Raw genomic sequence first — 19,428 nt, 5'->3', positions numbered from 1 at the left:
GTAAAAAATGAAAAAAGCAGCACTGCACAATCTGGGGTGTAAAGTTAATGCATATGAGACAGAAGCTATGCAGCAGATCCTTGAAAATGCAGGATATGAGATCGTTCCCTTTACAGAAATTGCAGATGTATATGTGATAAATACCTGTTCCGTGACAAACATGGCAGACCGCAAGTCAAGACAGATGTTTCACCGTGCAAAAAAGATGAACCCGGATGCCATTGTAGTCGGAGCCGGCTGTTATGTGCAGACAAAAGAGGCACAGGCCATACTGGATGAAAGTATTGATATCGTGATCGGAAATAACCAGAAACACGAGCTGGTAACATTATTAAATGAGTATGAAAAAGAACATGCAAAACAGGCACAGATCGTTGATATCAACCATGAAAAGCAGGAGTATGAAGAACTGCATTTAAAGAAAACGGCAGAGCATACACGCGCATTTATCAAGGTGCAGGACGGCTGTAACCAGTTCTGCAGTTACTGTATCATTCCGTTTGCAAGAGGACGTGTGAGAAGCCGTAAAATGGAAGATGTGTTAAATGAGATAGCAGGACTTGCAGAAAGCGGTTATAAGGAAGTAGTGCTGACCGGAATCCATCTAAGTTCCTACGGAGTCGATACCGGTGAGACATTACTTTCACTGATCGAGCATGTACATGAGATCGAGGGGATCGAGCGTATCCGTCTTGGAAGTTTAGAACCGCGTATCGTGACAGAAGATTTTGCAAAAAGGTTATCAGAACTTACAAAGATCTGTCCGCATTTTCACCTGTCTCTGCAGAGTGGCTGTGACAGCGTCTTAAAGCGGATGAACCGCAGATATGACACGGCAGAATATGAGATGGGCTGTGATCTGCTGCGGAAATATTTTGATCATCCTGCGATCACAACGGATGTGATCGTCGGTTTCCCCGGAGAGACTGAGGATGAGTTTAAAATTACAGAAGAGTACCTGAAAAAGATACATTTTTACGAGATGCACATTTTTAAGTATTCGGTGCGTGAAGGTACAAAGGCAGCAGTGATGCCGGATCAGGTGCCGGAGCAGATAAAGACAGAGAGAAGCAATATCCTTCTTGCTTTAGAAAAGAAAATGTCTGAAGAATTCCGGGAATATTATGTCGGGAAAGAAAAGACTGCACTGTTAGAGGAAAAACTTGTGGTGGATGGGAAAACATATTTTACCGGATACACAAAAGAGTATGTCAAAGTGGCATTTGAAACAGAAAAAAACAGGACAAATCAGTTTGTGACCGGAAAGATAAAAGGAAAATTAAAAGACGATATTTATCTTTTGGTTGAATTTTAGGACAAACTATATTAAAATAAAAACTAGCAATGCTTTTTATAGCAGGTATAAGGGCGTGAAAAATATGCAGAATATCAATAATACACAATATTTCAGAGTGGAGAAAGAGCCGGAGCTTAAAGTTGGCGATGTGCTCACGATCGTATATCGTGCATTGAGCGAGAAAGGCTATAATCCTGTGAATCAGATTGTTGGATATATTATGTCTGGAGATCCCACATACATTACCAGTCATAATAATGCAAGAAGCCTGATCATGAAAGTGGAACGTGACGAACTGGTCGAAGAAATTTTAAAGGCTTATATCAAAAATAATCATTGGGAATAGGAAGTTTATGCGGATTTTAGGTTTGGATTTTGGCTCAAAAACTGTCGGTGTGGCAGTCAGTGATGAGCTTTTATTAACTGCGCAGGGACTGGAGATCATAAGACGCCAGTCCCCTAATAAACTGCGCCAGACTTTGGCGAGGATCGAAGCGATTATCGCAGAATATCAGGTGGAGTGTATTGTTCTGGGTTATCCGAAGAATATGAATAACACAGAAGGAGAGCGTTGCGAGAAGACAAAAGAGTTTAAAGAGATGTTAGAGAGACGGACAGGTTTAGAGGTCATATTGTGGGATGAGAGACTGACGACTGTTTCCGCAGATAAACACATGATGGAATCCGGTATCCGCAGGGAAGACCGCAAGAAGTATGTCGATGAGATCGCGGCAGTCTTTATTTTGCAGGGATATCTGGATTATCGGAGTATGCACGCAGAGAAGTAAAAAGGTAATGACAAAAGCCGCAGGTTACAGAATGCGGTTTTTGTGTTATGCATGGAGGATGCACATGGAAAAAGTAACATTTGTGGACCCGCAGACAAAAGAGAGCATTGATTTCTTTGTTGTGGAGGAGACACAGGTAAATGGTACGCGTTATTTTTTTGTCACGGAAGAGGAAGATGGCGACTGTGATGCGTACATTTTAAAAGAAGTAGCCACAGAGGACGATGACGTTGTGTGCGAGATGGTGGATGACGACATGGAACTTGCGGCAGTAGGTAAAATATTTTCAGAATTGATAGAGGATGCGGACATTGAATATGAAAGAGAATAAGGAGGCAGGAATCAGCCAGAATGATTCAAGAAGAGCAGAGAGACCGGAACGGAAAAAGAGAACCAGCGTAAAAGAGACAAAGAAAGAAAAAACTTCAAAACTTAAGATCATTCCGCTTGGCGGCTTAGAGCAGATCGGAATGAACATTACAGCATTTGAGTACGAGGACAGTATCATTGTAGTAGACTGTGGGCTGTCTTTCCCGGAAGATGACATGTATGGAATCGATCTTGTCATCCCGGATGTGACTTATCTGAAAGATAATATTGATAAAGTTAAGGGATTTTTCATTACACACGGACATGAGGATCATATCGGAGCGATTCCGTATGTCTTAAGGGACATCAATGTTCCGATTTATGCGACAAAGCTTACCATCGGTATCATTGAACATAAGTTAAAAGAACACAATATGCTGACTAAGGTAAAACGCAAGGTCGTAAAATACGGACAGCACATCAATTTAGGATGTTTCCGTGTGGAGTTCATCCGTACGAACCACAGTATCCAGGATGCAGCAGCGCTTGCTATTTATTCACCGGCAGGTATCGTGGTGCACACCGGTGACTTTAAGGTAGACTATACACCGGTATTTGGTGATGCCATCGACTTACAGCGTTTTGGTGAGATCGGTAAAAAAGGTGTACTTGCACTGTTATGCGACAGTACCAATGCGGAACGCAAGGGATTTACAATGTCTGAAAAGACAGTCGGTAAGACCTTTGATGAGATCTTTGCAGATCACAAAAATACGAGGATTATTATTGCAACATTTGCGTCTAACGTAGACCGTGTGCAGCAGATCATTAATACAGCGTATAAATACGGTAGAAAAGTAGTTGTGGAAGGACGCAGTATGGTAAATATCATCGGTATTGCGTCAGAACTTGGCTATATTAACATCCCGGATAATACACTAATCGATATTGAAGAACTGAAAAATTATCCGGACGAAAAAACAGTACTGATCACGACCGGAAGCCAGGGAGAATCCATGGCGGCATTATCCCGTATGGCAAGCGGTATGCATAAAAAAGTTACGATCAAACCAAATGATACGATCGTATTAAGCTCCAACCCGATCCCTGGAAATGAAAAAGCAGTTTCCGGAATCATCAATGAGCTTTCCATGAAGGGTGCGAATGTTATTTTCCAGGATGTGCACGTATCCGGTCATGCCTGTCAGGAAGAGATCAAACTGATCTATTCTCTGGTAAAACCGAAATATGCTGTTCCGGTTCATGGAGAGTACCGTCATCTTTTAGCACAGGCGAGAGTAGCTGAGGAACTTGGAATCAACAAAGATAATATCTTTATTCTGATGTCCGGTGACGTGCTTGAGTTAGATGATGAAAAAGCGGAGGTTACAGGAAGAGTCCACGTCGGCGACATCATGGTCGACGGACTTGGTGTCGGTGATGTCGGAAATATCGTACTTCGCGACAGACAGCATCTTGCAGAGGATGGAATCATCATTGTCGTGCTGACATTAGAGAGCGGTTCCGGGCAGGTACTTGCAGGACCGGATATCGTATCACGCGGTTTTGTTTATGTCAGGGGTGCAGAGAGTCTGATGGAGGATGCAAAGCATCTGCTTGAGGATAAGATGCAGTATTGTATGGACAGAGGAATTACCGACTGGGGCAAGATCAAAAATGAGATCAAGGATTCCTTAGGTGATTTTGTATGGAAAGAGACAAAGCGCAGACCTATGATCATGCCGATTATTATGGAAGTGTAGGAAGGACAGATGTATCATGAGCAGAATGGATGAAGCCATGCAGGAATTAGTCGAGGCAGTCAAATTCAGCGAGGAATATATCAGATATCAGGATATCAAAAACAGAGTGCACAATCAGCCGCAGTTAGAGGAGCAGATCCATGCATTCCGTCAGAAAAATTATCTGCTGCAGAACAGTGATGGCAATGTGGATCTTTATGATGCAACGGATAAGATGGAACAGGAATACCGTGAGTTCCGGAAAAATCCGCTTGTTGCAGAATACCTTGCGGCAGAAAATGCCATTTGCCGTGTAGTACAGAAGATTAACTGGACGCTGATAGAAGAATTGGATTTTGAGGTTGGATTTGAGGAATAGTCTGGAGGATTTCATATGAAGCTGAATAAACTGGTATTAAAATTTGTCAGTATCAGTTTTTCTATTCTGGTCATGCTGCTTGTCGTGATCGGTCTGATAAAACTTGGAAGTTTTTGTTATGATTTCGGTTATCGTGTCTTTACGGAAGGACCGGTGGAAGAAGAACCCGGTACAGATGTGTCCGTAGATGTAACGGATGATCTGTCAGAATATCAGATTGGAAAGCTGTTAAAAAAAGAGGGGCTGATCCGCGATGCAAATCTGTTTTATGTACAGCTTCGTATGTCAGCATATCACGGTAAGTTAAAGGCAGGAACCTATACATTAAATACATCCATGACGGCAAAAGATATGATGGCAGTCATGGCGGCAGAGGCTGAGGAGAGCACTGAGAGTACAGAAAATACAGAAAATACAGAGTATGAAACAGATTCTGGTTCAGCTGGACAGTCATCTTCGGATGGAACTAAGACAGATGGTGCCGGTGAAGAAAACCAGAACACAGATGAAAATGAACAGGCAGGAGCAGACGAGTGATAGTAGATGAACGTCTGGTCACTTATATCAATTCACTTGATACAGGGAATACCAGTATTTTAGATCAGATAGAAAAGGAAGCACTGGATAGTTATGTGCCGATCATACGGAAAGAGATGCAGCAGTTTTTAAAACTGCTGCTTGCAATGAAATGTCCGATGCGGATTCTCGAAGTGGGAACTGCAGTCGGATATTCTGCCATCTTGATGGCAGAATATGATCCGGTGCCATGTGAGATCACAACGATCGAGAATTATGAAAAGAGAATCCCGATCGCAAAAGAGAACTTTATCCGTGCGGGAAAAGAAAAACAGATTACACTGCTGGAGGGAGATGCTGCGCAGATTCTTCCGACATTGACGGAAACCTACGATTTTATTTTTATGGATGCTGCTAAGGGTCAGTATATTCATTTTATGCCGGATATTTTAAGACTGCTTGGCTCCGAAGGAACATTGGTTTCGGATAATGTGCTGCAGGATGGAGATATCATAGAATCCCGTTTTGCAGTCACGAGGAGAAACCGCACGATCCATAAGAGAATGCGTGAATATCTGTATGAACTGACGCATGATGAACGCCTTGTCACGGCAGTGTTGCCGATCGGTGATGGAGTGACTGTGAGCACATGGAAGAAATAGAAAGGGTGCATCGAAAAGATGCGAAAGGACAGGTAAGTTATGAGAAGACCGGAGCTTTTGATACCGGCAAGCAGCCTTGAGGTGTTAAAAATTGCAGTAATCTATGGTGCGGATGCCGTGTACATCGGTGGCGAGGCTTTTGGACTCCGTGCAAAAGCCAAGAATTTTTCCATGGAGGAAATGAGAGAGGGAATCCGTTTTGCACATGAACATGAGGTAAAAGTATATGTGACTGCAAATATTCTTGCACATAATGATGATTTAGAGGGTGTAAGGGAGTATTTCAAAGAACTGGATTCTTTTCCAAAAGAGGAAAAACCGGACGCACTTATCATCGCAGATCCCGGCATATTTATGATCGCAAAGGAAGTATGCCCGGATATTGAACGTCATGTCAGTACGCAGGCGAACAATACCAACTATGAAACATACCGTTTCTGGTATAGACTCGGTGCAAAACGTGTGGTATCGGCGCGTGAACTTTCGTTAAATGAAATAAAAGAACTTCGTGCAAATATACCGGACGATCTTGAAATCGAGACATTTATTCACGGTGCGATGTGCATTTCCTATTCCGGAAGATGTCTTTTATCCAATTATTTTACCGGACGTGATGCCAATCAGGGGGCATGCACACATCCATGCCGCTGGAAATATTCCATCGTTGAGGAGACAAGACCGAATGAATATATGCCGGTTTATGAGAATGAACGTGGCACTTATATATTTAACTCCAAGGATCTCTGCATGATCGAACACATACCGGAATTAATGGAAGCGGGTATTGACAGTTTTAAAATTGAGGGTAGAATGAAAACAGCACTATATGTTGCGACTGTGGCAAGAACCTACCGCAAGGCAATCGATGATTACAAAGAGTCACCGGAGCTTTACAAAAAGAATCTGCCATGGTATTTAGATCAGATATCCAACTGTACTTACCGCCAGTTTACGACCGGATTTTTCTTTGGAAAGCCTTCCGACGAGGCGCAGATCTACGACAATAACACTTATTTAAAAGAATACACATATTTAGGAATTGTTGGGGAGCAGAACGAAGATGGGCTTTACCGGATCGAACAGCGCAATAAGTTTTCGGTCGGTGAAGAGATCGAGATTATGAAGCCGGATGGTGAAAATCTGACGGTGACAGTGAAACGGATCATGGATGAGGATGGAGTGGATATGGAATCAGCACCGCATCCAAAACAGGTTTTGTATATTGATCTGGGACATCCGCTCGAGAAGTATGATATTTTACGAAGAAAAGAGTAGGGAGGAAAAGCGTGCCCGGCTTGCTGGGCATTGCTCCTGCAAAAGGCATAAGGAGGATAAATGTATGGAAAAATATGTGGCATATGTGGGAACCTATACGCATGAAAACAGTGTCGGAATCCATATTTATGATGTGGATGTGGCAAATGGCAGCATGAAAGAACGTAAAGTAGTGCCGATCAATAACCCGTCGGATCTTGTTGTATCAAAGGACAGAAAGTTCCTTTATTCGATCGCAGATGAAGGTGTAGAAGCATTTAAAGTGCTTCCGGATGGAGATCTTGAGGCTGTAAACAAGCAGTGGATCGGCGGTATGAGAGGATGCTATGTGGAAGTAGATGATGAAAAACGTTATCTGTTTGTAGGCGGACATCATGACGGACGTGTGACAATGATGCATCTGGAGAAAGATGGCAGCATTGGAACGATTGCAGATGGTATTTTCCATAAAGGAATGGCACGCGGCAGTGACAGGCGTACCAATACACCGCACGTTGACTGTGTAAAACTGACACCGGATCAGAAGTTTTTGTGTGCAGTTGATAACGGATTAGATCAGGTTAAGATCTATCGTGTGGATTATACTTATGGTAAATTAAAACTGGTGGATATCATTCGTGGACCGCTTGAGTCTGCGCCGAGAATGATCCGTTTTTCCAGAGATGGAAAATATGCTTATATCCTGTATGAACTGACACATGAGATCGAAGTGTACAAATACTCCGTTGAAAATGAACAGCCACAGTTTGATAAGATCCAGACGATCACAACACAGGGAAAGAAAGAGGAAGATATCTGTGCCGCATCCGGTATGGAGATCACTAAGAGCGGAAAATATCTCTTTGTTTCCAATGCCGGTGTGAACACAGTGGTTGCATATGAGATCGATCCTGCAACAGGTATGCTGACACAGGCATTCCGCACTAAAGTAGACAGTGATTATCCGAAAATGCTTGCAATTTATCCGGATGAGAAACATTATCTTACTGTAAATAATACATCCAATGATATCGTATCTTATACGATCAATTATGAGAAAGGTTTCTCTCTGCAGAACGGTGCGCCGGTCAAGGTTGATAAGCCAAACTGTATTTATATCTTAAAATTAGAAGAATAAAAAGAGTTCCATATGGCATGCCATATGGGCTACCATATGGCATGAATAGCACAGCAAAAGATAGCAAAATACCCACAGAATACCATAAATGGTGTGCTGTGGGTATTTTTTACACGAAACTTCTAAAAAAATGAAGAATATAAAATGTTTTCGGAAAAGAAGTTTTTAGTTTGATTTTAGGGGGAAAAAATTTGAAGAAGAATGTTGTTGGTTTAATAGGTATCTTAATTGTTATGTCATTAACTGCTTGTGGTAATAAAACAGAAATTTCAGAGGAGACAACGCAGAATGATGTACAGACAGATATGGTATATAACGCTTATAAAAACAAAATGACCGCAGAAGAACTATTAGATGCATTTATCGATGGTTCAGTAGACGCAGTTGATACCGCAGATCCGTCATCTGCATGGAATATTTCTGATCTAAATAAGGATTCACAGGGAGAGGAGTTGTATTCGATAGGGGAGAGAGTCGATCTTGATAATGACGGAGAAAATGAACTGGTTATCTGTGGTCCTTATGGCGGAATATATTTAGATTGCCGTGATGATAAGGTATACGAATTTGCCAGAGGAGACGGCAGTGCGATTGTACTTTCCTATACTTATTACAATGGAGATGTATGGATTATGTACAGCAATGACATGAATGCAGGATATGAAACCTATCATATGGAAAAGTATGAAGGAGCGGATAACCTGGCTGCAGAAATGAACTTTGGTGAAGAACTCATAGATGAAAATGATCCGGATTCTGGAATGAAATATTTCTGGAATGGAAAAGAAGTTTCGAATGACGAATATGACGCATTCTGCAGTAAGATTTTTGCGGCACAGGAAAATACAAATTAAAAGTACACATGGCATAGATCCCATCCAAAACGGATATAGTAATAAAAGATCAATAAGGCAGCAGTAAAGGAAAAGGGTGGGCGATGAACAGGGAAGAACGGTTGAGACGTCAGAAGGAATTTCTGATCAGCTTTGCATTTGGAGCAGTGTGGCTTGTGATCTTATGGGTAGTATTAAAAGCGGCGGGATCTGTGCTTTTCCCGTTTCTGGCAGCCTTTGCAGTGGCGGCGCTATTGGCTGGAGCAGTAAAGTTCATTACGGAGAGAACACATATCAAAAGAGGAATCGTGGCGGTTACAACGGTTCTTTTCTTTTATATACTTCTGGCAGCCGTCCTTTATTTTGCAGGCAGTTATCTGGTGAGGCTGATCTATGATCTGACGCGGGAGCTGTCTGTCTTTTTTTCGGATACAGTTGTGCCTGTTATGCAGCGTTTTTATCAGTGGGTGGAACGTTTGTCAGTTGTGTTTTATCCGGTAGGGCAGACTGAAAAAACGCAAGGATTGCAGGATGTCGGTGCGGAGTCAGCACAGACGATAAAGAATGCAGGCAAGCTGATGTCGGGCATTTCAGATGGTGTTATTGACGGGGTATCCGGGATGGCAGCAGGAATACCGGGATTTTTTATGAAACTTCTGATCACAGTGATCGCAACGGTATTTATGGAACTGGAATTTCCACAGATCAGAGCATTTTTAAAGCGGCAGATTCCGGCGGAATACCAGCGTGCGTTCCGGGATGGAAAAAATTATGTGACAGGGACGATGGGAAAATGCATTATCTCTTATTGTCTGATCTTCGGGATCACGTTTGCGGAACTTGTGGCAGGTCTGTTTTTGCTTGGAATCAAAAATGCATTTGCCATTGCATTTATTATTGCGGTACTTGATATCCTTCCGGTGCTTGGAACCGGTACAGTGCTGATCCCGTGGGCGGTACTCGCCTTCGCATCGGGAAGGATCTCTACCGGAGTCGGTGTGTTCGCGCTTTACCTTGTAATAACAGTCGTGCGGAATCTGATCGAGCCGAAACTGGTGGGAAAACAGATGGGGTTATCGCCGGTGATCATGCTGCCATGTATGCTGATCGGTTTAAAATTCTTTGGAATCATCGGTCTGTTTGTAGTACCGCTTCTGGTTTCATTTCTGAAACAGTTGAATGACAGAGGGATTATAAAAATGTTTCGTTAAGCTGGGAACCATAAGTTTGTGGAATGATAAAAATAACCTCCGCTTATAAATGAAAAAATTTTGCGTTAAAAATTGAATTTTCAGCGAAATACGGCGAAAATTGCATTGACGGAAAAAATTCTCTATGCTAAATTTACTCATGTATTTCTATTTAGTAGCGATACAGGAGGATGAAAAAATGAAAAAAGCATTAAGTGTATTATTGACCATGGGACTTACCGTTTCCATGCTGGCAGGATGTGGCTCAAATGGAACTGCTGACAACACATCAGCAGGCAATGCATCAGATAGTAATGCAGCAGACAGTACTGTAGCTGCAACAGAGAGCGGGGCAGCCACTGGCGAGGCAAAATCGGCATCGGATATCAAGGTAGGTGTCATGTACATTGGTGATGAGAACGAAGGATATACAGCAGCACATATGGCTGGTATCGATCAGATGATGAGCAATCTTGGATTATCTGAGGATCAGGTCGTAGAGAAAACTCTGATCCCGGAAGATGAGTCTGCTTATGATGCAGCAGTTGATTTAGCAGATCAAGGATGCAACATTATTTTTGGTACAAGCTTCGGACATGAGAGCTACCTGCTTCAGGCAGCAGCAGAGTACCCGGATGTTCAGTTCTGTCATGCAACCGGATATCAGGCAGCGTCTTCCGGACTTTCAAACATGCACAACTATTTTGATTCTATCTATGAGGCACGTTATGTTTCCGGTGTTGTTGCAGGTATGAAATTAAATGAGATGATCGCAGACGGAACAATCACAGAAGATACAGCAAAGATCGGTTATGTTGGTGCATTCCCATATGCGGAGGTTATTTCCGGATTTACTTCTTTCTATTTAGGAGCAAAGAGCCAGTGCCCATCCGTAACCATGGAAGTACAGTATACAAACAGTTGGGCAGACATGTCCGGTGAAGCAGAAGTTGCAGCAAAACTGATCGATGACGGATGCGTTTTAATCAGCCAGCATGCAGATACGACAGGAGCTCCAAGCACCTGTGAGGATAAGAAAGTACCATGTGTTGGTTACAACGTTGACATGACAACTGTTGCTCCGGATGCAGCACTTACTTCTCCGACAAATAACTGGGGCGTTTATTATACACATGCAGTACAGTGTGTATTAGACGGTACACCGATCGAAACTGACTGGTGCCAGGGATTTTCAGAGGGCGCAGTTGATATCACACCGATCAATGAGGCAGTTGCAGCAGAAGGAACCGATGCAAAAGTAACAGAAGTTGAAAATGCAATTAAAGATGGTTCTATCCATGTATTTGATACATCCGCATTTACTGTAAATGGTTCTTCTTTAGAAGATCTGATCGCAGAGGGCGGTGATTATGCAAAATATGCAGATTATGTATCTGACGGATACTATCATGAGTCAGAGCTTGCATCTGCTCCATCTTTTGATATTATTATTGATGGTATCACTTCTGTGACCAACTAAGAGCATCTGCGGTGCAGAATGATTGATTAAGATTTTTAGCAGAATATAATTCTGCCATAATGCAAAAGAGCATGTCTGAATGAATGCTTTTTGTATCATAAATAAGCGGAACTGTGAAAGGACAGACCTTTTATCACAGTTCCGCAGTTTACGTTAAAGGAGGACTGTTTGTGGAACCGGTAAATGCGATTGAACTTTTGGGAGTCACCAAACGTTTTGGAGAGGTTGTCGCAAATGACAATGTAAATCTGACAGTGAGAAAGGGAGAGATCCTTTCTATATTAGGAGAGAATGGTAGTGGAAAGACTACGCTGATGAACATGCTCTCCGGTATTTATTTCCCTGATGAGGGAGAAATCCGTGTGAATGGAAAAACCGTTACAATCCGGTCTCCGAAAGATTCCTTTGAACTCGGAATTGGAATGATTCATCAGCATTTCAAGCTGATCAATATTTTGACAGCCGCCGAGAATATTATTTTAGGACTGCCGGGAAAAGAACGGCTGAATTTAAAACAGGTGGAAAAAGAAGTCAGGGAACTGACTGACCGTTACGGATTTGATTTAAATCCATCCCAGAAGATCTACGATATGTCCGTTTCACAGAAACAGACTGTTGAGATCGTAAAAGTATTGTATCGTGGTGCAGATATTCTGATCTTAGATGAGCCGACTGCCGTTTTGACACCGCAGGAGACGGAAAAGCTGTTTGCTGTGCTGCGTAACATGCGTTCTGCAGGAAAATCCATTATCATCATCACACATAAGTTAAACGAAGTGTTAGAGCTTTCTGATCGTGTGGCTGTGCTTCGAAAAGGAAAATACATAGATACCGTGGAGACAAAAGGCGCGACAGTGGAGTCTTTGACCGAGATGATGGTCGGTGAAAAAGTAACACTTGATATCAACCGTACCGAGCCGGAAAATGCAAAAAAACGAATCGAGATGCGCGGCGTTACCTGCCGGAACAAGGAAGGATTAAAAGTATTAAAAGAGGCTTCTTTTACTGCATACAGTGGGGAAATCCTTGGAATCGCCGGTATTTCCGGAAGCGGACAGAAAGAGCTTCTTGAATCTGTTGCAGGTTTACAGCCGATCGAGAGCGGAGAGATCCTTTACGATTCCCCGGAAGGAAAGGTCGAAAAAATTTCCGACATGAAAGCGGAGGATATCAAAAAACTTGGTATTGCATTATCGTTTGTCCCGGAGGACCGTCTCGGAATGGGATTAGTCGGTTCCATGGATCTGACTGATAACATGATGATCCGCAGCTACAAGGAAGGAAAACATTTCTTTGCAGACCGTAAGGCACCGAAGAAACTGGCACAGGAGATCGTTGACAAACTTGAAGTCGTAACGCCGGGTGTTGAAACTCCGGTCAGACGTCTTTCCGGTGGAAATGTCCAGAAAATTCTGGTAGGACGGGAGATCGCAAGCAATCCGAATGTGCTGATGGTAGCATATCCGGTGCGCGGACTTGATATCAATTCTTCCTATACGATCTATAATCTCTTAAATGACCAGAAGAAAAAGGGAGTTGCTGTCATCTGTGTCGGCGAGGACTTAGATGTGCTCTTAGAGCTGTGCGACAGGATACTTGTGTTAAATGGCGGAAGAGTTTCCGGTATTGTGGATGCGAGAAGTACCACAAAAGAAAAACTCGGACTTTTGATGACAGGTTCGGGAGAGGAGAAACAGGCAAATGAGTAAAGAAGTAAAAGAACCGGCAGTTCGTATGATAAAACGGGATACGATAAGCACTGCTAAAGCATGGGGAATCCGTCTTATAGCTGTTGTATTATCGCTGATCGTTGCAGGACTTGTGATCGTTGCGATCACAAAACAGAATCCGCTTCAGGTATATCTTGGTATCGTAGATGGTGCGGTTGGAAGCAGCCGTCGTGTGTGGGTGACGATCCGCGAGACATTAGTACTTTTATGTATTGCGATCGGACTGACGCCTGCATTTAAAATGAAGTTCTGGAATATCGGAGCTGAGGGACAGATCTTAATGGGAGGTATGGCAACCGCCGCACTGATGATCTATGCGGGGGATGCAATGCCAAACTGGCTTCTTCTGATCCTGATCTTTATTGCAAGTGCCACAGCAGGTCTGATCTGGGGATTGATCCCGGCAGTGTTTAAGGCATATTTTAACACAAATGAGACATTGTTTACGCTGATGCTTAATTATGTGGCAATGCAGCTTGTAACATTTGCCATTGTATTCTGGGAGAATCCATCTGGTTCGAATACGGTCGGTATTATCAATGCAGCAGGACAGAAAGGATGGTTCCCATCTGTGTTTGGAAATATGTATGGACTGAATGTGATCGTGGTTCTTGTCATCACACTCGGTATGTATGTATACATGAAATACAGTAAACAGGGATATGAGATCGCTGTTGTCGGAGAAAGCCAGAATACCGCGCGTTATGCCGGCATCAATGTAAAAAAAGTAATCATCCGTACCATGATGATTTCCGGTGCAATCTGTGGTCTTTCCGGCTGTCTGATCGTCAGCGGTGCAAGCCATACGATTTCTACAAGTACAGCAGGTGGACGTGGATTTACCGCGATCATCGTAGCATGGATGTCTAAATTTAATCCATTTGCCATGATCTTAGTATCTGCATTTTTAGTATTTATGCAGCAGGGATCGATCCAGATCGCTTCCCAGTTTGGTTTAAATGAGAATGCATCAGATATCATTACAGGTATTTTGCTGTTTTTCCTGATCGGATGTGAGTTTTTTATTAATTACAGACTGGAATGGAAAAAGAACCATAAGGAGGGAAAATAAATGAATCTGCTTATGACATTTATACAAAAAGCAATCGGACAGGGCGTTGCGATATTATTCGGTGCGACCGGAGAGATCGTGACAGAAAAGTCCGGTAACTTAAATCTTGGAATACCGGGTATCATGTACATGGGTGGTATTGCCGGTCTGATGGGTGCTTTTTTCTATGAGAATGGCAATGAAAATCCAAATGGATTTATTGGTCTTTTGATCGCCTTTTTTGCAACACTGATCGTAGCTGCGTTAGGCGGACTGATCTATAGTTTTTTAACGATCACACTGCGTGCAAACCAGAATGTTGTCGGTCTTGCGCTTACAACATTTGGTGTAGGTTTTGGTAACTTCTTTGGTGGATCTATCTCAAAACTTGCAGGAGGTGTCGGACAGATTTCCGTACAGACAACTGCGGCAGCGTTCCGTGCAAAGATTCCGGGATTATCTGCGATTCCATTTATCGGAGATTTATTATTTTCCTATGGATTTCTGACCTATTTGTCCGTGATCCTTGCGGTATGCATGACTTATTTTCTGAAAAAGACCAGACGCGGATTAAACTTACGTGCAGTCGGAGAGAGCCCGGCAACCGCAGATGCTGCAGGTATCAATGTATCGAAATATAAATATATTGCAACCGTGACAGGGGCAGCAATAGCAGGTCTTGGCGGACTTTATTTTGTCATGGAATATCTAGGAGGAACCTGGTCAAACAACGGTTTCGGTGACCGCGGATGGTTAGCGATCGCACTTGTTATCTTAGCACTCTGGAATCCGGATCATGCGATCTGGGGATCATTCCTTTTTGGCGGACTTTATATTTTATATATTTATCTGCCGGGACTGACACGTGCAACACAGGAACTTTGCAAAATGCTTCCTTATGTAGTAACGATCATTGTGCTTGTTATCACAAGTAAACGGAATAAACTGGAAAACCAGCCGCCGGCAAGCCTTGGAGAGGCATATTTCAGGGAAGACCGGTAATAGTTCCGGGAGAGGTGCGGGATATACGTTCTGCATAAAATCAGACAGAAAGAAAAGAAATCACTTTGCGGACAGCAGCACTTATCTGGGTGCTGCTGTTTGTGACTAAACATATTTCACGTTCCGGGATAGGCTCCACAAGGCGGATCGCGTAGGCATTGCCGCGTGCGATCACTTCCGCAGCGAGCTCTTCCGGATAAAAACCGATACCGAGGTTGTGTGTGATCATCGGCAGGATCTGGTCGGTGGTAGCAGCCTCCATATCCGGTGCGAACATCAGACCGTGACTTAAAAAATAACGGTGATACAATTCTCTTGATCCGGTGCCGTCGGCAAGCCCTATGAATGGTATCCCGGAAAGATCGTTTAAGCTTCGGATCTGCGAAGCCAATTCTTTATATTTTGTTCCCCCAATCAGAATTTCACGGTAGGAGGCAAGGTGCGTTTTGTGCAGTGGCTTTTGGATGGCGAGCGGTGAGGTGACGGCTGCAAAATCGACAACTTTGCTCTCTAATGCTAAAATTGCCTGTGGTGTGGAGTGATTGAAAATACGGATGCGTACATGAGGATATTGTTCATGAAAACGTTCTAACACCGGAAGCAGCCGCAGGCGTAACGCATTTTCGCTGGCTCCGATGGAAACCAGTCCATTTTCGAGTTCCATGTTCTGACGGATCTCATCTTCCCCAAGCGAAAGCTGCTCATAGGCGATCGCAACATGTTCATATAATCTTTTCCCTTCGGGAGTCAGTGTGATACCCTTGTTGGAACGTAAAAAAAGCGTACAGTGTAATTCTGCTTCCAGGTTATTCATGCACCTTGTGATATTTGGCTGGTTATTGTGCAGTGCCTCGGCAGCTCTGGTAAAACTTTTATATTGTACAACATAGTAGAAAATACGGTAATAGTCGTAAGTGATCATGTGGTGTTTGTCTCCTGTGATTTTTATTTTTCCATATAAAAATTATATGACAGATATATCAATAATACTTTTTGCATCTGATAACAGGGATACTATAATACAGACGATGTGAGAAATCAATGAGAAAAAAGGAATAAGAGGTGAGAACATTGGCTTTGAATCAAAATGAGCCAAGGAGTACCAAAGTGCAGATGTCGGAGGCGTTTATCACGAGTGTGTTTCTGGCACTGTCCGGTGGATTTCAGGATGCGTACACATATTTTACGAGAGATGGCGTGTTCTCGAATGCACAGACCGGAAACGTGGTACTCATGAGTCAGCATTTTATGATGGGAGAGTGGAGTGAGGGATTGCGTTATCTGTTCCCATTGCTCGCATTTGCAGTCGGTGTGTTTGTGGCAGAGAGGATACAGGGAAGTTTTAAGTATGCGAGAAAGCTGCACTGGAGACAGTCAGTATTACTCTGTGAGATGGCAATCCTGGTGTTTGTGGGATTTCTTCCAGAGAATCTTAATATGGCAGCAACCGTGTTAGTTTCTTTTTCCTGTGCCATGCAGGTGCAGACATTCCGGAAAGTCGGCGGATATTCCTACGCGAGCACAATGTGCATCGGAAATCTGCGGAGTGGGACGGCAGCGTTTTCACTGTATCTCAGGGAAAAAAGACCGGAACAGATCAGACAGGCACTTTACTATTTTGGAATCATTTTATTCTTTGCGGTTGGTGCGGGAATCGGAGGAAATCTGTCTGTGAGGTACGGGTTTCATGTGATCTGGATATCCGGTGGACTTCTGTTGATCAGTTTTCTGCTGATGTTCTTAGAAAAGATTAGATAATGGAGGGAAAAAGGATGGAGACAATATTTCCAAGAGAAGAAAAAGCAGATCTGTTGTTTGATAAAATCTTGAAAGATCCGGAAGCCTGTGAGCGTCTGATGCAGACTTTTTATGGAGAAATTGATTCGGATCTTGAACTGGTGGGAGGATATCTTCCACCGGAACAGTTTGCTAAGGCATTGTTTGATGCCTATAAAAACCGGGATCTGACAGCATTTTTGATGGCAGTCTGTAAAAACAGCATGTTTGACTTACTGCGCAACTCATTTTTGGCACCGTTCCGCTTTAATGCGGACGGACAGGTCAATCCGTATCTGCTCACGGACGAGGATGGAAATCTGATCCAGACAAAGGAGATCCATGTGAGTGAAAAAGATTATAACCGGTTTAAAAAGGTATTCCGGAAAGAGAAAGGTGTAAAGATGTATCTTGCATACGGATACCGCAAGCGTCACAGCTATGATGCGGATACGATGGATGTGATGGAATATAAGATGGGTGAGCACATCGGTCTTTTGCTTGTCTATGAACTGCCGGATACGGTAAAACAGCAGAGGACGGAAGCACAGGCTTATGCAGCAGTGTGGGATATCATGATGAAACTGCAAAAGGACCTGCCGCGTTCCTTTGTTTATTACGGACAGGATTCTTTGGAAGATGAAGGTCAGAGGTTTGATGAACTGGGCGTATTTTTACCGATCCACCGTTTTTCGGAACGGTTGGAAAAGAGTATTGATACAGTAGATAAGATTGTACATGCACAAGTATAAAAGGAGTGTGAATATTTATGTTAACAGCAGTAACTGGTATTAACTGGGGCGATGAAGGAAAAGGACGTGTCGTAGATTTATTAAGTGATCACGCCGATTATGTGGTTCGTTATCAGGGAGGAAACAATGCAGGACATACCGTAGTGACAGATAAAGGTAAATTTGTTTTGAATCTGCTGCCGTCCGGTATTCTGCATCCGGAGGTTGTCTGTGTACTTGGAAACGGAATGGTCATTGATCCGGATCACTTAAGACATGAGATCGAGATGATGCGTTACATGAATGTAAAAATCAGTCCGGAAAATTTAAAGATATCGGAAAAAGCAACCGTCTGCATGCCATTCCATGTCAGACAGGACGTTTTAGAGGAGGAGAGACTCTCTAAGACTGGGGAGGCATTTGGCTCCACAAAAAGAGGAATCGCCTATGCCTATGGCGATAAATATATGAAGAAAACGCTTCGGATGGGAGACCTTTTATATCTGGATTCGGAAGTGATCAAAAAACGGATCGCAATGATCGTGGAGAGTAAAAACCTGATCCTTGAAAAGGTATATGGTCAGAAAACGCTCTCGGTAGAAGAAGTCATGGACTGGTGCCGGGGACAGGCAGAATTTTTAAAACCATATATTATCGATACGGGGGCACTTTTGGAAAAGGCAGCTGCAGAAGGAAAAGACATCCTCTTCGAGGCACAGCTTGGCGCATTGCGTGACATTGATTACGGAATTTATCCATACACATCCAGCTCCAGTACTATCGCAGCCTATGCGACGATTGGTGCAGGCATTCCAAAGAGACAGCCGGATCGGGTTGTGGGAGTCATGAAAGCATACTCAACCTGTGTCGGTGAAGGACCGTTTGTGGCAGAAAAGGCAGCAGGCGAAGAATGGAATGAAAAATTAAGAAAAGCAGGAAATGAATTTGGGGCAGCAACCGGACGTCCGAGAAGGGTCGGACCATTTGATGCAGTTGCGAGCCGATATGGATTACAATGCCAGAATGCAGGGGACATTGCCCTGACAAAGCTCGATGTATTAAGCTGTTTTGAAAAGATTCCGGTAATCATGGGATATCGTGTAAATGGAAAACTTATCACGGATTTTCCAACCAATATCCTGCTTGATGCTGCGGAACCGGAGGTTGAGATGTTAGACGGATGGAATTGTGACATTTCATCCTGCCAGAACTGGAATGATCTTCCGGAAAATGCAAAGAAGTATATTGAAAGGATCGAAGAGCTGATCGGACATTCCATTTATCTTGTTTCCACCGGGGCAAAGAGAGATGCATATTTACTGAAAGAGTAAAAAAGAAAAGGCTGACAGAAAGGATTCGGTAGGTGAATCTGCATCTGTCAGTCTTTTTTCTATAGAATATGCTATTCGCCAAATGCTGGTTTGTTTATGAAATAAATCACCCGTCCCAATGGTGTGTCGCAGGTTTGTGAGTGGCATCTTGCGCAAAGCCGAAGTAATTTTGGTTCCGTTGTCCGAAAATAAGAAAAGTCTAGGTATGCCTGAATTAGA

21 protein-coding genes are annotated in these 19,428 nt (G+C 43.1%); 19 read left to right on the top strand and 2 right to left on the bottom strand.

Annotated elements, in window-relative coordinates; all coding sequences use genetic code 11:
- Positions 1-7 precede the first annotated feature (7 nt).
- From mtaB to DXA60_RS10870, 16 genes are all read left to right on the top strand, one after another.
- Positions 8-1,315, top strand: a complete 1,308-nt coding sequence (gene mtaB, locus DXA60_RS10945) for a tRNA (N(6)-L-threonylcarbamoyladenosine(37)-C(2))-methylthiotransferase MtaB (RefSeq protein ID WP_117921234.1) — start codon at positions 8-10, stop codon at positions 1,313-1,315.
- 64 nt (positions 1,316-1,379) lie between these two features.
- Complete coding sequence (locus tag DXA60_RS10940) at positions 1,380-1,643, top strand: IreB family regulatory phosphoprotein (RefSeq protein WP_117921278.1); 264 nt, start codon at positions 1,380-1,382, stop codon at positions 1,641-1,643.
- Between the two features lie 7 nt (positions 1,644-1,650).
- On the top strand, positions 1,651-2,085 hold the full coding sequence (gene ruvX, locus DXA60_RS10935) for a Holliday junction resolvase RuvX (protein WP_117921233.1): 435 nt from the start codon (positions 1,651-1,653) through the stop codon (positions 2,083-2,085).
- A 64-nt stretch (positions 2,086-2,149) separates the two neighbouring features.
- The gene (locus DXA60_RS10930; protein WP_186899381.1) at positions 2,150-2,416 is read left to right on the top strand and encodes a DUF1292 domain-containing protein; all 267 of its coding nucleotides are present in this window, start codon (positions 2,150-2,152) and stop codon (positions 2,414-2,416) included.
- A complete protein-coding gene (locus tag DXA60_RS10925; protein ID WP_117921232.1) occupies positions 2,403-4,157 on the top strand; it encodes a ribonuclease J in 1,755 nt (584 codons plus the stop codon). The genes DXA60_RS10930 and DXA60_RS10925 overlap by 14 nt, the downstream gene beginning before the upstream one ends.
- Positions 4,158-4,173: 16 nt before the next feature.
- Positions 4,174-4,515, top strand: a complete 342-nt coding sequence (locus tag DXA60_RS10920) for a YlbF family regulator (protein ID WP_117921231.1) — start codon at positions 4,174-4,176, stop codon at positions 4,513-4,515.
- 15 nt (positions 4,516-4,530) lie between these two features.
- Positions 4,531-5,052 carry an endolytic transglycosylase MltG gene (locus DXA60_RS10915; RefSeq protein ID WP_117921230.1) on the top strand — a complete coding sequence of 174 codons (522 nt, stop codon included), beginning with the start codon at positions 4,531-4,533 and terminating at the stop codon, positions 5,050-5,052.
- Complete coding sequence (locus DXA60_RS10910; protein ID WP_117921229.1) at positions 5,049-5,693, top strand: O-methyltransferase; 645 nt, start codon at positions 5,049-5,051, stop codon at positions 5,691-5,693. Before DXA60_RS10915 ends, DXA60_RS10910 begins: the two co-directional genes overlap by 4 nt.
- 39 nt (positions 5,694-5,732) lie before the next feature.
- Positions 5,733-6,968: a peptidase U32 family protein gene (locus DXA60_RS10905; protein ID WP_117921228.1), complete on the top strand. Its 1,236-nt coding sequence runs from the start codon at positions 5,733-5,735 to the stop codon at positions 6,966-6,968.
- Positions 6,969-7,032: 64 nt separating this feature from the next.
- Positions 7,033-8,085 carry a lactonase family protein gene (locus tag DXA60_RS10900; RefSeq protein WP_117921227.1) on the top strand — a complete coding sequence of 351 codons (1,053 nt, stop codon included), beginning with the start codon at positions 7,033-7,035 and terminating at the stop codon, positions 8,083-8,085.
- Positions 8,086-8,276: 191 nt separating this feature from the next.
- Positions 8,277-8,939 (top strand): hypothetical protein, encoded by a 663-nt coding sequence (locus tag DXA60_RS10895; RefSeq protein ID WP_117921226.1) that lies wholly within the window; start codon positions 8,277-8,279, stop codon positions 8,937-8,939.
- A gap of 83 nt (positions 8,940-9,022) precedes the next feature.
- Positions 9,023-10,129 (top strand): sporulation integral membrane protein YtvI, encoded by a 1,107-nt coding sequence (ytvI, locus tag DXA60_RS10890; RefSeq protein ID WP_117921225.1) that lies wholly within the window; start codon positions 9,023-9,025, stop codon positions 10,127-10,129.
- Positions 10,130-10,307: 178 nt separating this feature from the next.
- Positions 10,308-11,588 carry a BMP family ABC transporter substrate-binding protein gene (locus DXA60_RS10885; RefSeq protein ID WP_117921224.1) on the top strand — a complete coding sequence of 427 codons (1,281 nt, stop codon included), beginning with the start codon at positions 10,308-10,310 and terminating at the stop codon, positions 11,586-11,588.
- A 170-nt stretch (positions 11,589-11,758) separates the two neighbouring features.
- On the top strand, positions 11,759-13,297 hold the full coding sequence (locus DXA60_RS10880) for an ABC transporter ATP-binding protein (RefSeq protein ID WP_117921223.1): 1,539 nt from the start codon (positions 11,759-11,761) through the stop codon (positions 13,295-13,297).
- Positions 13,290-14,390: an ABC transporter permease gene (locus DXA60_RS10875; protein ID WP_117921222.1), complete on the top strand. Its 1,101-nt coding sequence runs from the start codon at positions 13,290-13,292 to the stop codon at positions 14,388-14,390. Before DXA60_RS10880 ends, DXA60_RS10875 begins: the two co-directional genes overlap by 8 nt.
- Positions 14,391-15,371, top strand: coding sequence for an ABC transporter permease (locus DXA60_RS10870; RefSeq protein WP_117921221.1), 981 nt, complete (start codon positions 14,391-14,393; stop codon positions 15,369-15,371). It begins immediately after the preceding gene.
- 40 nt (positions 15,372-15,411) lie between these two features.
- On the opposite strand, the gene DXA60_RS10865 is transcribed toward DXA60_RS10870, so the two are convergent.
- Positions 15,412-16,293, bottom strand: coding sequence for a LysR family transcriptional regulator (locus DXA60_RS10865; protein ID WP_117921220.1), 882 nt, complete (start codon positions 16,291-16,293; stop codon positions 15,412-15,414).
- A gap of 191 nt (positions 16,294-16,484) precedes the next feature.
- Here DXA60_RS10865 and DXA60_RS10860 point away from each other — a divergent pair, with 191 nt between their 5' ends.
- Genes DXA60_RS10860 through DXA60_RS10850 form a run of 3 tightly spaced genes read left to right on the top strand, consistent with a single transcriptional unit; the run spans position 16,485 to position 19,209 of the window.
- Positions 16,485-17,129: a YoaK family protein gene (locus DXA60_RS10860; protein ID WP_006859108.1), complete on the top strand. Its 645-nt coding sequence runs from the start codon at positions 16,485-16,487 to the stop codon at positions 17,127-17,129.
- Between the two features lie 14 nt (positions 17,130-17,143).
- A complete protein-coding gene (locus DXA60_RS10855) occupies positions 17,144-17,899 on the top strand; it encodes a DUF4866 domain-containing protein (protein ID WP_199536212.1) in 756 nt (251 codons plus the stop codon).
- 17 nt (positions 17,900-17,916) lie between these two features.
- On the top strand, positions 17,917-19,209 hold the full coding sequence (locus DXA60_RS10850) for an adenylosuccinate synthase (RefSeq protein WP_117921218.1): 1,293 nt from the start codon (positions 17,917-17,919) through the stop codon (positions 19,207-19,209).
- Here the strand turns inward: DXA60_RS10850 and DXA60_RS18990 are convergent.
- Positions 19,195-19,428: hypothetical protein (locus tag DXA60_RS18990; protein WP_207661931.1), on the bottom strand; the 234-nt coding region annotated here is incomplete at its 5' end. The two genes, DXA60_RS10850 and DXA60_RS18990, sit on opposite strands and share 15 nt — an antisense overlap.

This window comes from Roseburia sp. OF03-24 (assembly GCF_003463035.1).
Lineage (GTDB): Bacteria > Bacillota > Clostridia > Lachnospirales > Lachnospiraceae > Roseburia > Roseburia rectibacter.
The sequence above is the reverse complement of the archived record's forward strand: the minus strand, read 5'-3'. Positions and strand labels throughout refer to the sequence as shown.

Excerpts from the sequence above, each read along its gene's own strand:
- mtaB (WP_117921234.1), top strand. The coding sequence starts at position 8 with ATGAAAAAAGCAGCACTGCACAATCTGGGGTGTAAAGTTAATGCATAT.
- DXA60_RS10940 (WP_117921278.1), top strand. The coding sequence starts at position 1,380 with ATGCAGAATATCAATAATACACAATATTTCAGAGTGGAGAAAGAGCCG.
- ruvX (WP_117921233.1), top strand. The coding sequence starts at position 1,651 with ATGCGGATTTTAGGTTTGGATTTTGGCTCAAAAACTGTCGGTGTGGCA.
- DXA60_RS10930 (WP_186899381.1), top strand. The coding sequence starts at position 2,150 with ATGGAAAAAGTAACATTTGTGGACCCGCAGACAAAAGAGAGCATTGAT.
- DXA60_RS10925 (WP_117921232.1), top strand. The coding sequence starts at position 2,403 with ATGAAAGAGAATAAGGAGGCAGGAATCAGCCAGAATGATTCAAGAAGA.
- DXA60_RS10920 (WP_117921231.1), top strand. The coding sequence starts at position 4,174 with ATGAGCAGAATGGATGAAGCCATGCAGGAATTAGTCGAGGCAGTCAAA.
- DXA60_RS10915 (WP_117921230.1), top strand. The coding sequence starts at position 4,531 with ATGAAGCTGAATAAACTGGTATTAAAATTTGTCAGTATCAGTTTTTCT.
- DXA60_RS10905 (WP_117921228.1), top strand. The coding sequence starts at position 5,733 with ATGAGAAGACCGGAGCTTTTGATACCGGCAAGCAGCCTTGAGGTGTTA.
- DXA60_RS10900 (WP_117921227.1), top strand. The coding sequence starts at position 7,033 with ATGGAAAAATATGTGGCATATGTGGGAACCTATACGCATGAAAACAGT.
- ytvI (WP_117921225.1), top strand. The coding sequence starts at position 9,023 with ATGAACAGGGAAGAACGGTTGAGACGTCAGAAGGAATTTCTGATCAGC.
- DXA60_RS10885 (WP_117921224.1), top strand. The coding sequence starts at position 10,308 with ATGAAAAAAGCATTAAGTGTATTATTGACCATGGGACTTACCGTTTCC.
- DXA60_RS10875 (WP_117921222.1), top strand. The coding sequence starts at position 13,290 with ATGAGTAAAGAAGTAAAAGAACCGGCAGTTCGTATGATAAAACGGGAT.
- DXA60_RS10870 (WP_117921221.1), top strand. The coding sequence starts at position 14,391 with ATGAATCTGCTTATGACATTTATACAAAAAGCAATCGGACAGGGCGTT.
- DXA60_RS10865 (WP_117921220.1), bottom strand. The coding sequence starts at position 16,293 with ATGATCACTTACGACTATTACCGTATTTTCTACTATGTTGTACAATAT.
- DXA60_RS10860 (WP_006859108.1), top strand. The coding sequence starts at position 16,485 with ATGTCGGAGGCGTTTATCACGAGTGTGTTTCTGGCACTGTCCGGTGGA.
- DXA60_RS10855 (WP_199536212.1), top strand. The coding sequence starts at position 17,144 with ATGGAGACAATATTTCCAAGAGAAGAAAAAGCAGATCTGTTGTTTGAT.
- DXA60_RS10850 (WP_117921218.1), top strand. The coding sequence starts at position 17,917 with ATGTTAACAGCAGTAACTGGTATTAACTGGGGCGATGAAGGAAAAGGA.